The sequence below is a fragment of the Pseudoflavonifractor sp. HNCC25GI2 genome (assembly GCF_058136395.1).
Genome location: NZ_JBYUOW010000016.1, coordinates 1 through 10,657, shown reverse-complemented (window position 1 = coordinate 10,657; position 10,657 = coordinate 1). Strand labels below are relative to the sequence as shown.

At 53.5% G+C, this 10,657-nt stretch carries 10 protein-coding genes and 2 pseudogenes; all 12 read right to left on the bottom strand.

Annotation, left to right across the window (positions count from 1 at the left end; translation table 11 throughout):
• Positions 1 to 153: pseudogene (locus AC3YUO_RS12790) on the bottom strand (relaxase/mobilization nuclease domain-containing protein); the annotation flags it as partial.
• Entirely contained in the window at positions 125 to 523 is a 399-nt protein-coding gene (locus AC3YUO_RS12785) for a plasmid mobilization protein (RefSeq protein WP_002596229.1), read from the bottom strand. The pseudogene AC3YUO_RS12790 and the gene AC3YUO_RS12785, both read right to left, overlap by 29 nt.
• Before the next feature lie 497 nt (positions 524 to 1,020).
• Positions 1,021 to 1,233: a helix-turn-helix domain-containing protein gene (locus AC3YUO_RS12780; protein WP_002586615.1), complete on the bottom strand. Its 213-nt coding sequence runs from the start codon at positions 1,231 to 1,233 to the stop codon at positions 1,021 to 1,023.
• Entirely contained in the window at positions 1,226 to 1,648 is a 423-nt protein-coding gene (locus AC3YUO_RS12775) for a sigma-70 RNA polymerase sigma factor region 4 domain-containing protein (protein WP_002586616.1), read from the bottom strand. Before AC3YUO_RS12775 ends, AC3YUO_RS12780 begins: the two co-directional genes overlap by 8 nt.
• A gap of 171 nt (positions 1,649 to 1,819) precedes the next feature.
• Positions 1,820 to 2,587: a class I SAM-dependent methyltransferase gene (locus AC3YUO_RS12770; RefSeq protein WP_002586626.1), complete on the bottom strand. Its 768-nt coding sequence runs from the start codon at positions 2,585 to 2,587 to the stop codon at positions 1,820 to 1,822.
• 50 nt (positions 2,588 to 2,637) lie between these two features.
• Positions 2,638 to 4,557, bottom strand: coding sequence for a tetracycline resistance ribosomal protection protein Tet(W) (gene tet(W) / locus AC3YUO_RS12765; RefSeq protein ID WP_002586627.1), 1,920 nt, complete (start codon positions 4,555 to 4,557; stop codon positions 2,638 to 2,640).
• Between the two features lie 652 nt (positions 4,558 to 5,209).
• Positions 5,210 to 5,338 (bottom strand): annotated as a pseudogene (locus AC3YUO_RS12760) (Maff2 family mobile element protein); the annotation flags it as partial.
• Between the two features lie 98 nt (positions 5,339 to 5,436).
• A complete protein-coding gene (locus AC3YUO_RS12755; RefSeq protein ID WP_489963402.1) occupies positions 5,437 to 7,272 on the bottom strand; it encodes a VirD4-like conjugal transfer protein, CD1115 family in 1,836 nt (611 codons plus the stop codon).
• Entirely contained in the window at positions 7,259 to 7,681 is a 423-nt protein-coding gene (locus tag AC3YUO_RS12750) for a PcfB family protein (protein ID WP_489963403.1), read from the bottom strand. Before AC3YUO_RS12750 ends, AC3YUO_RS12755 begins: the two co-directional genes overlap by 14 nt.
• 208 nt (positions 7,682 to 7,889) lie before the next feature.
• Entirely contained in the window at positions 7,890 to 8,603 is a 714-nt protein-coding gene (locus AC3YUO_RS12745) for an antirestriction protein ArdA (RefSeq protein WP_489963401.1), read from the bottom strand.
• Positions 8,603 to 8,944 carry a DUF7768 domain-containing protein gene (locus AC3YUO_RS12740; RefSeq protein ID WP_489963400.1) on the bottom strand — a complete coding sequence of 114 codons (342 nt, stop codon included), beginning with the start codon at positions 8,942 to 8,944 and terminating at the stop codon, positions 8,603 to 8,605. The genes AC3YUO_RS12745 and AC3YUO_RS12740 overlap by 1 nt, the downstream gene beginning before the upstream one ends.
• Positions 8,945 to 9,219: 275 nt before the next feature.
• The gene (locus tag AC3YUO_RS12735) at positions 9,220 to 10,596 is read right to left on the bottom strand and encodes a ParB/RepB/Spo0J family partition protein (RefSeq protein WP_489963399.1); all 1,377 of its coding nucleotides are present in this window, start codon (positions 10,594 to 10,596) and stop codon (positions 9,220 to 9,222) included.
• Positions 10,597 to 10,657: the final 61 nt, after the last annotated feature.

The window sequence follows — 10,657 nt, the reverse complement described above, 5'->3', positions numbered from 1 at the left end:
CAGCGTGGACAGCCGGTAGTCCTCGCGGGGGATAAGCCTGCCGGTTTCATCAAGGACGGGCTTCATGGTAAACTCGTCATGCTCAAAGAGAAGATATTGCTCGGCGGCTCCGTAGTCGGCGTTTTTAGAGTTGATATGCTTGAGTGTTGCCAACCGCGTCACCTACTTTCTTGAGGACTTCATACTTGAGGACGGCAAGGTCGGATATGGCGGCGCGTACCTCGCCGGAAAGGGTGTTGTAGGGTACGCCGTATTCGTTCAGATACCGGGCAATCTGATTGAGGTTGCCGCCGATCCTGCCGTACTCGGCTGTCAGCTTCCCGACAGCGGAAAGCAACTCGTCATTGACCGACGACACATGGACAACCGGGCGTATGGTCGCCCGCCGTATCGCCTGCCGGAGAAATTCGGACTGGCTGATACCATAGGGCGCAAGCCGCGCTGTGAAGTCGGCATACTCATCTTCGGACAGCCGGGTTTTCACAACGCGGCTGCGGTGGGGCGTGTTGTATTTCTTTCGCATGGTGTGACCTCCTTTCTCGCCCGTAAGGGCGCATGAGCAGGGTTTGGGGAAGGCACTCCCCAACAAGTTTCCCGCGAGGGGCAAAACTGCAGAATTGCGGATTTTGGCACCGTGGTAGAAACTTGCTCTCCGTGACTGCAAACTTTCTCTCACTTCCGTCCGCCACTTTTTTGGAAAACTGCAACCACAAAAGTTTGTTTCTCTTTTTCTGCTACTACTAATCCTGTAAAGGGCATTCCTGCCCGCTTTCGCTAAAATGACACCGGACGCAGTGGTTTCTACCCGGTGTTGGAGAAATCCTTTCTCTTTGCCCTCTACTACGGGTAAATGCTCCAAATGCCAAACACCAGGGCAGAAAAATTCCCTCCTCGCTTACTACTACAACCGGCAGGGGGCAAAATGGCCGGGAGCGGAGCCGGACAACAAAAAAAGCAGTAAATCTTTTTCAAGACTTACTGCTTTCGCTGGCCGCGTCGGTGGCGGCTGGTATTCAGTTTTTATGACTTGTCCGGTGGTTCGTCAAGCCGGAACTTGAATTGACAGTCAATTAACCGCTGCTTTACATAGTCCTCCACCTCGGCGTTGACCTGCCCGTTCACTTTTGAGAAATAGCGGATATATCCGGCGTAGTGGAGCAGGACAGCGTTCACGGCTTCTGGGTCGCCCTCACGGGCTTTGAGGATTGTTTCATAGGGGAGAAGTCTACTCATACCGGCTCACCCCCATTTCTTCGCGTAGCCGCTGCAAGGCAAGCTGGATATGCCGCCCCGCTGTGCTGCGTGACCGGCCAATACACGCGCCGATCACGCGCTGCGGCTGGCGCAGAAAGTAATAGCGCAGGATTTCTTCCCGCGTCTGCTCCGGCAAAACAGAGATCGCGTCGGCAAGGGCGGCGTTGCAGAGCAGGACGGTCTGACCGCAGACGGTAAATGGGTATTCCTCGTCCGGCTCCGACGCGGCAAACTGGACAAACTTCTCGTTCATCAGATAGTCAAGGGAAACTTGCCGTTCCCATTGCCGTTTAAGCTTCAAAATCTTGTCCAAGGCGGCACAGCGGATAACAGTCTTGCAAAAGGCGTTGTACCTGCGCTGGATATATTCTTGATAGGCTATCTGGTCGGTCATGGAAATTCCCCTTTCTGAATAATAGTGCGGGGCGGTGGCACTTCTTGCTGTCGCCCCTTGATTGCCTACCAGCAAAGGCGGGCGGGGCTGTCAACGGCTGCGCATATGCGCCGTTCATCTTGACCGTTGACTGGCTCGGCTGGGTTTGCTATTTACCCGACAAACTTGAATTTATTTTAAGCTATCACGTTTTACCTTCTTAAGCCTTACTATCATTACCATAGGAATTTCTTTGTTGGTTTTAAAACATTCTTCATAAAATCCATCAATGACAAATCCAGCTCTAAAACAAAGGTTAAAAATATCTTGTATGGAACGATGATAATAAATCTGCTCTTTCGGTTGCCCTTCAATCGCTATATCATAGTAACTGTGCGGTGTCATATATTTTTCAGTCAACGTGACAAAACAAGGGTGTTGCGTTGCAAAGACAAAAATTCCGCTTTCCTGCAACAGTTCATAAACAGCCATAAGAAGTGGTTCAATATCCGTAATATCCATAATTGCCATATTAGAAACTGCTTTCGTAAAGGCTCGATTTCTTTTTAATTCTAATATACTTTTTCTATCGGTCGCATCCGCCACACAAAATTCAATTTGTTTTGCATATTGTGATTGCCGTCTTTTAGCCAATTCTATCATTTTTTTGCTGTAATCAAAAGCGACAACCGAAGCGCCTCTTTGTGCAAGATACGAAGAATAATTTCCATTGCCACACGCAATATCCAAAATGTAATCCGCAGGATTAGGAGATAGAAGTTCCGTTACTTTGGGACGCACTACCTCTCTGTGAAATTCATTAGATTCGTCACCCATTGCATTATCCCAAAATTGTGCGTTCTCCTCCCAGATTTTTTTACTTTCCTCTGTTCCCATGTTCTCTCCCACTCCCCAAATTTGCTTTTTTGCTTCCATTAAATCTTCCTTACTATATTCCATTGTTACCCTCCATAACTTCTGATTGTTGCCGTCTTGACGATTATGTATCTTTACATTACCTTCTGAAACATATGGCGCACCTTGTCCAGGCGGCTGTTTGGACGGCGGGGCTGGATGACCGGCTGACCGACAGCGGCCTGATATCCTTTCAGCTCTGTAAGGCATACGCTCCGCCCGTTGGTGTAAAAGGCCAGATCAGTACGGTATGCCTGTATACAGCGGGCGGGAATCTCGCCAGTAAAGACAACTTCATCCTTTTTTACCTGGGCCGTTTCGATGGTGGCACAGTATTTCGGTGCATCATGATAAGCCCTGGAAAGGTATTCCTGGGGCGCATAGAGGATGAAGGAGAGATAAGGTTCCAGCAGCTGCGTCCCCGATTCCTTCAATGCCTGTTCCAATACAATCGGGGCCAATGAGCGGAAGTCCGCCGGCGTGCTGACCGGACTGTAATAAAGCCCGTATTCAAAGCAAATCTTACAGTCCGTTACGTTCCAGCCGAACAAGCCCTGCTCCAGCCCGTAACGGATACCATCCCTGACAGCGTTTTGAAAACTCTGGTTCAAGTATCCCAGCGAAACCCGGCTCTCGTATTGTACACCGGAGCCAAGCGAGAGTGGTGTAACAGACAGTCCTATGGATGCCCAAAACGGGTTGGGCGGCACCTCGATATGGATGGTGTGGCTGGCTGCTTTGAGCGGCCGCTCCATATAAATGACGGAGGGTTCCTTTACCACTGTTTCAAGCTTGTATTTTTCCGACAGCAAAGCGGAAACAACCTCCAACTGCACCCGGCCCAAAAAAGAAAGAATGATCTCATGGGTGATGGAATCCACTTCGCAACGCAAAAGCGGGTCAGTATCCGCAAGTTGCGTAAGAGCGTCCAGCAGCCGTTCTCTTTGCGCTGCCGTTTTCGGCGCAATCGTCGTCCGCAGCATGGGGAGGGGGTCCTCGCGCCACCTTTTACGAGGGAGCCGGGTTTGGTCCCCTAATACATCGTTTAACCTCACGCTGTCGCTGGGAAGGATAACAATTTCACCCTGATAAGCGGTGTCTGTCCGAACAATTTCCCCTTTGGATGGAATACGCATCTCTGTGATTTTCAGCTTTTCTCTCCCGGCCAGGGCCACCGTATCCCGCAGGCGCAGCGTTCCGCTGTATAACCGTAGATAGACACGCCGCTGGCCGCAATCGGTGTACTCAACCTTGAAAACGCTGCCGCATAGGGCGGCGCCCCCCTGTTCCCCAATCGGTTGGAACAGCCCTGTCACCGCATCCATCAACGGTTGAATGCCAAGGCCATTTTTGGCGCTGCCATGATAGACTGGGAACAGGGAGGCGTCTTGAACCCGCTGCTGTTCCTCCCGCGCAAGTTTTTCCCGGCTGATTGGTTCTCCTGCGATATACTTTTCCAATAATTCATCGTTATTTTCGATGACCGCATCCCATGCTTCTATGTCGGTATTTTCCTCCAGGACTATTTCCGGGGACAGCGACACCGTCTGCTTGATGATAATATCGGCGGAGAGCTTATCCCGAACAGACTGAACCACGCTCTGCAAATCAACGCCAGCCTGGTCGATCTTGTTGATAAAGATAACGGTGGGAATGTTCATTTTCCGCAGGGCATGGAACAGAATACGGGTCTGGGCCTGCACGCCATCTTTAGCGGAGATCACCAAGATGGCCCCATCTAAAACAGCCAAAGAGCGGTACACCTCCGCCAAAAAATCCATGTGGCCGGGCGTATCCACAATGTTAACTTTACATCTGTGCCACTGGAAGGAAGTGACTGCCGCTTGAATGGTAATCCCACGCTGCCGCTCCAAAAACATGGTGTCCGTCCTCGTTGTCCCTTTTTCGACGCTCCCCGGTTCTGAAATGGCTCCGCTGGCATATAGCAGGCTCTCCGTCAAGGTCGTCTTTCCAGCGTCTACATGGGCAAGAATTCCAATATTGATTATTTTCATGTGATTGTCCTCCCTTTACAGCCCCAAAGGGCATAAAAATCCCCAGCAGTAAAATACTTTTACCACTGGGGATTATAAGTTGCGGACATACACATATACAGCATACACCTGTTTGTGATTGCTGTTTTTGGGGATATGTCAAAATTGATAAGGCAAAAGTATTCTTAAATTGGGTACAAAAAACTAAGCCCCTACAAAAGGAGCTATCATAATCCTTTGTTCCCACTATTTGATTATAGTTTTATTTAAGAATACCTTGCCGCATATTTTTTACTCCTTTTCTGGATTAAATCATTGTATCACATCAGTTTTAGGAAAGCAAGTACCTAAAAGAAATTTTTCTTCCCCTTATATGTAACAATCATACCGGCTTCCTAGCGTTCAGAATGTTTTCTGCTGTCTGCTGTGGTGTTTGGTTGGAATTGTCCAACCAAAAGCCGATCCGTGGTGTTGTCTGCATTTTACTAAATACAAATTCAATGTATACAGAAAGATATAAGGAGTGGGAGGGATTCCGCCGTAGTTGGCATTGTAGGAAAATCCAAAAGTTTAGATTTTCCCACAATGCTTATCTTTTGGTCTTTGGTTCGGAATAGTGTAGTGCTGGCGGTCTATCTCTTGTTTTCGGTTGCTTGCTTCCTTACCGTACATGAGCATTTGCCGCGGGGTTGTCCGAGCCGTAGCCCTCCAGCAAATTCACCACGCCCCACACGCCAAGGCCAGCGCCAAGGGCCACAACGAGGGTCTGCAAAGTGTCGATGGCAGAAGAAAAGAACTGCATATAGCCTCCATTTCTCCGGGGAATACCCGGACACGAAAAAAGCCGCCCATACAGGCGGCGCTTGCCGCACCTTGGGACAATTTGTCCCGAAGTGCTATTTATACAAAGGCGTCCGGGTCATCGAGATCGTCATAGTTGAGGATGTCCTCGTCCTCGTCTGTGAGCGCCTCGTCCGGCACGGTCGCCTCGTACACCTCACATTCCTCGGCCAGTCCGGGCCGCCTGCGGCGGTTGATGAGCTTGTCGAGGGAAAAGGCGTTTTTCTGCTTGTCAGCCTCTGCCGTGTACTTGTAGTTGGGGTGCTGCTTCAAATCGTATTTCTTGGAATAGAACGGGGGTAGGCCCCGGAGCTGCAAGATGCACCTGTCGCCGGGCATGGTGGCAAGTTCGCTGGGGGTCATCAGCTCCCGGCCCAACCGCTGGTTGTTCTGGCTGTAACTTTCTGACTGCCCCCGTGTCCGGCCATCCGTCTGCATGGAGATCGTAGCCTTGCCCAGCCAGCTTTCAGAAATTTCCTTAATGGTGGAACTTTCCCGCCCGCCGAGAAAAATCACGCTGTCCATGTTACCGAGGATGGTTTCGGCGTTCTTGTCATAGATGGCCTTGCATTGGGCCAACTGCTGATAAAAGAGGGTCAGACTTACTTCACGGGAGCGGATCACCGCCACCAGCTTTTCAAGGTTTGGCACCTGTCCCGTGTTGGCCGCCTCGTCCCACAGCACCCGCACATGATGGGGCAGGCGGCCCCCGTGAACATTGTCCGCCCGTTCACAGAGCAGATTGAACATCTGCGAAAAGGCCAGCGCCACCAGAAAATTGTAGGTGCTGTCGGTATCGCTGATACAGAAGAAAGTAGCTGTGCGCCTGTCGCCCATGCGGTCAAGCTCCAGCTCGTCATAGGACATGATCTCCCGAAGCTGGGGAATATCAAAGGGAGCCAGCCGGGAACCGCAGCTAATAAGTATGCTCTTAGCTGTCTTGCCGCTTGCCAACTTGTACTTTTTGTACTGCTTGACCGCAAAGCAATCCGGTTTGCGCTGTTCCAGCCCCTTGAACATATAATCTACAGCGTTCAGAAAATTCTCGTCATCCTCCTTTACTTCCATGCCGGAGATCATGTCAACCAGCGTGTTCATGTTGCGCTCCTCCTCGGAGCCCTCAAAAATGATGTACCCCAGCAGGGCGCAATATAAAAGCGTTTCGGCCTTCGTCCAGAACGGATCACTCTCTTTGCCCTCGCCCTTGGTGTTGGAGATCAGGGCGTTTACAAACTTCAAGATGTCCGCCTCGTTCTTGATGTAGGCCAGCGGATTATAGTGCATGGACTTTGAAAAATCTATGCTGTTGAATACCTTGATCTTATACCCCCGCTGCTGGAGAAAGTGGCCTACTTGCCCGAGGACGCCCCCTTTCGGATCGACGCAGACATACGAGGAATGGGCTTGAAGCAGCTGGGGCGTGAGCCAGAAGCGGGTTTTGCCGGAGCCAGACGATCCGATTACACAGGCGTTGAGGTTGCGGGCGTTGGCCGGGTTTTTTGGACGGGTGTTGATGGTGAGCAGCTCCGTCCCGGTGAGAATGATATTGTTTTCAAACTTGGGATCGACAAAGGGCTTGATGTCCTTTTCCGTTCCCCATCGGGCGGAGCCGTATTCCTCGTCCCGCCTGTACTTCTTTGCGTTCTTGCTTTTGAAGTAGATCAGCAGGCGAAACGCCACCGCTCCCACAAGGCCCACCAACCAGTCAAAGGGATCAAGCCCCGGCGCAAAGTCAGCAAAGACCGGGCCGATGCTCCGGCCCAGCCCCAGCAGCTTTTCTCCAAATCCGGCCCCCGCCGCCAGACGGTAGGCCGTCCCCAGCTTTAGGCAGGTCCAGCCGATAAACAGATAGGGAATGTTGGGAAGAATGTATTTTCGGATTTTATCTATCGGCATGGGACACCTCCTGCACCCGTTCCTTCGGGCGGGGCCGATCCTGGGCAAGCTGATCCGCCGCCCGTTTGAGCTGATCCCGGATGGGGATGCGTCGGGACTTGGACTTGTTCAGCACCTTCCGGGAGTATTCCGAGAAACAGGCGGTCATGGCGTCGGCCTGCCCAGCCTTGAAGAACAGCAGATATTTGTCCGGCCCGGTTTTATAAAAGGCGTAATCCACATTCCATTTTCGAGCCACCCGGTCAAACAGCTTGGTATCGCCGGACAGCTCAATGCTGGATGCCGATGTGCCGTGGCCCATGAGCTTTTTCACGCTCTGTTTGCCATGAGGGGTCTGCTTGGCCCGGTGGTGCTTGGCGATTTTCCGGCCAATGGCCCGCAGCACATAGGCAAGGCCACGGGCGGTCAGCTTGGATGTCTTTACAGAAACAGCAATCGTGCGCCGGGAAATATCTTCATCTACCAGTCAAACCACCCCCTTGTCGTCACAAACTCCGCTCTGCTCCTTCGGGCGTTGCCGCCCGAAATCCGTCCGCTTCGTTGTTCCTCCTCTCCCCACAAAGTCATGCGACTTTGTGGGGCACCCCATGTTTGGGACAAATTGTCCCGAAGTGTTGTTATCGCTCCGGCACCTCCTTCCTCGGGTGCAGCCGTTCTCCCTCCAGCGAGGAACGGTCTATGACCTCCTTGTAGGCGGCCATCTGCTCCCGGATGTTGAGCTTGGGCATGGAGAAAACCTTGTGCTCGTCGGGAATGTCCTCCCGCCCGTGGTAGTGTTCAATGAAGCTGCCGCCATTGTTCAGCACATATCCGCCGGGGGCGTAGTGCCCATCCTCATTAAGCCTAATATCCCGCCCGTATGCCTCGTAATCGAAATAATTGAGCAGGTGCTCCGGCACATCAATAGCCTCCATGTCCTCTACATAGATGCGCCCCAGCGTTTCATCATCTGTCACGCCTGGATAAAACTCGAAGCAATCCAGATTTTGCGCCAGATTGATCAGCTCTTTCACGCTGCCGGTGTATTCGCCGCTGTCAATGACCGCTTCAAACTTCTCCAGATCGCCTTGATCCAGCTCGGAGATCACGCAGGCCAGATGATTAAGCTCGTCGATGTTCTCATATTCACCCAAGTGGTCGTACAGCCCCAGCACATCCCCGTCAAAGTCGGTGATGAAGATTTCCTCATACCGCACCCCGTCAATGCCGATGCGCTTCAAGAGGGCTTGCACCTCCTCGGGTGTCGTGGGGAATTTCAGATATTCGCCTACCAGCTCACCTTCGTTGTACTTTCCCAAGTTGGTAACATAGGCTTCAAACAGGGCGGGCATCAGCACCGCCCCTGTCCTTTGACGGTGAGGATGCCCTCCAGCGTTGTGGCGGTGATCCCCAGCCGCTGGGCCACGGCGATGTCGTTCTTCATAGCCTCGGTGACGGTCTGGCCGCACACCACCAGCACATGGGAGCGCCGCAGCAGGTCTCGGCTCATGTCGATGCCGCTCTTATGCTCCTCGGGAACGGCGTCGTTGAGGAACAAGGGCAGATACAGCGTGGGGCAGATGGGCGAAAAGCCCGCCTCGTACACCGCTCGGCAGTACCGGGCCGCCTGTTCCGTGTTTTTGTAGTCCTCGCCGCACCATGCGGCGGTAATATAGGCAAGGGGTCTTTTCATAGAAAACCTCCGTTTCATGGTGTTCAACCCTATCCCCCCGCCCTTTCCCATTCATGGGAAAGGGGGCGGCTCTGGAGGATATACCCCCGTCACGCCCCGGAAATGGCACAGCCGGGGCCGCCCGTAAAGGGCAAGCCGCCGCAGGGCGGCGGTGCCATGCACCCTTGACGGACAGCGCCCGGCCATGCCGTGTAATAGGCGGCGACGGGGGATAAATCCAAAGAGCCTGAAAGAGGAAACGAAAAAGACCTCGGGACAAATTGTCCCAAGGTCGGTTACTTCTCCATATCCTTTTTCTTTTCGGACTTGCCCAGCTCCGGGGGCTGCTTCTCCTTCCACTCGTCCAGCAGGGCCAGAATGGTGTCTTTCATCTCCCGGGGCGTCTTGTCCTTGCCAAAATACTTTTCCAGTTCGGCGCTGTTGATGATCACCTTGTCAACCTCCTTTTTCTGTTCACTCAAAATGCCGTCGATCACATCGCCGTTCAACTTGCCCTCCTTATCCAGCTCCCGCATCTTCTGGGCTTGGGAAAGGGACGGAGAGGACGCCTGCCCCTCAATGGCAACGGCAATATACTTCTGGTGCTTGGGGCGGATGAAAGAAATCTCCACGGCGGGGGTAAAGGAAAGTTGCTTCTCGTCCACCATCTTTTGCAGATCAGGGACAAGCTCGGTCAGGCGGATATACCGCTGCACCTGTTTGTAGTTCATGCCGTTGCGATCCCCGACGATCTGCGTGGAGCGTTTTCCTGCGTCCCGATCATCCTCGCCGGGTCGGGCTCCTTGGTGCTTGATGGCCTCCACCTGCTGTTTCAGCGCAGCGGCCTTTTCCGTGGGCAAAATTCTCTCCCGGTGCCGCAGGTTATCGTCCGTCATGGCGAGGATGGCCTCGTCATCGGTCATGTTGCGGACGATACAGGGCATATTGACAAACCCGGCCAATTCGCTGGCCCGCTGGCGGCGGTGTCCGGCGATGATCTCATATCCGCCGCCCTCACGGGGCCGTACCAGTGCAGGCTGATTGACACCAGCAGCCTTGACCGACTCCACCAGTCCCTGCATTTCCGCATCGTCCCGGACGCCAAAGGGATGATTTTTGAACGGGTGCAGCTCGGAAAGATTGAGATAGACAATCTCCTCTTTCACGCCACGGGCAGCATTCCGAGGGGCGGGCGGCTGTTCGGTTGCAGCCGGGGCCTCCGCCGTGGCGGGAGCGCCTTTCCCGGCAGGAGGTTTGCTTTGGGACATTTTGTCCCGAGGTTGCGGCTTGGCCTTGTCGGGGACCGCCTTGTCAGCCTTGGGTGGGCGGCCTCTGCGGGGCCTGGCCGCATCCTTCGCTTTATCCGTCTGCTTGCCCTTGTCCGGGGCCGCAGCCTTTTCCGGGGGCTTGCCCTTTGCCGCCCCATCCCTGGCAGCGGTAAAATCCACTACTTTCCCAGCGGGGGCGGGATCTCCCATGCCGGGGATCGTGGTCTGCTTCTCGTCCTTACCCGGCTGCGGCGAACCCTCCTTAGACGGAGCAGGAGCGTCCTTGTCTTTGGGAGCCTCCTTACCCGCTGGAGCTGGTTGCTCCACTACAGGGGGCGTTACCACTTTGGACGCACCTTCTACCACGGGAGCCTCCGCCTTGGCCGGGGCGGACTGATCCTGCACAGGAGGATCAGCTTTGACAGGCTCATTTTTTCCCGGCTTGGGAGGATTGCCTACCTTCCCA

Excerpts from the sequence above, each read along its gene's own strand:
- AC3YUO_RS12740 (WP_489963400.1), bottom strand. The coding sequence starts at position 8,944 with ATGAAAAGACCCCTTGCCTATATTACCGCCGCATGGTGCGGCGAGGAC.
- AC3YUO_RS12775 (WP_002586616.1), bottom strand. The coding sequence starts at position 1,648 with ATGACCGACCAGATAGCCTATCAAGAATATATCCAGCGCAGGTACAAC.
- AC3YUO_RS12780 (WP_002586615.1), bottom strand. The coding sequence starts at position 1,233 with ATGAGTAGACTTCTCCCCTATGAAACAATCCTCAAAGCCCGTGAGGGC.
- AC3YUO_RS12785 (WP_002596229.1), bottom strand. The coding sequence starts at position 523 with ATGCGAAAGAAATACAACACGCCCCACCGCAGCCGCGTTGTGAAAACC.
- AC3YUO_RS12745 (WP_489963401.1), bottom strand. The coding sequence starts at position 8,603 with ATGCCCGCCCTGTTTGAAGCCTATGTTACCAACTTGGGAAAGTACAAC.
- AC3YUO_RS12755 (WP_489963402.1), bottom strand. The coding sequence starts at position 7,272 with ATGCCGATAGATAAAATCCGAAAATACATTCTTCCCAACATTCCCTAT.
- AC3YUO_RS12770 (WP_002586626.1), bottom strand. The coding sequence starts at position 2,587 with ATGGAATATAGTAAGGAAGATTTAATGGAAGCAAAAAAGCAAATTTGG.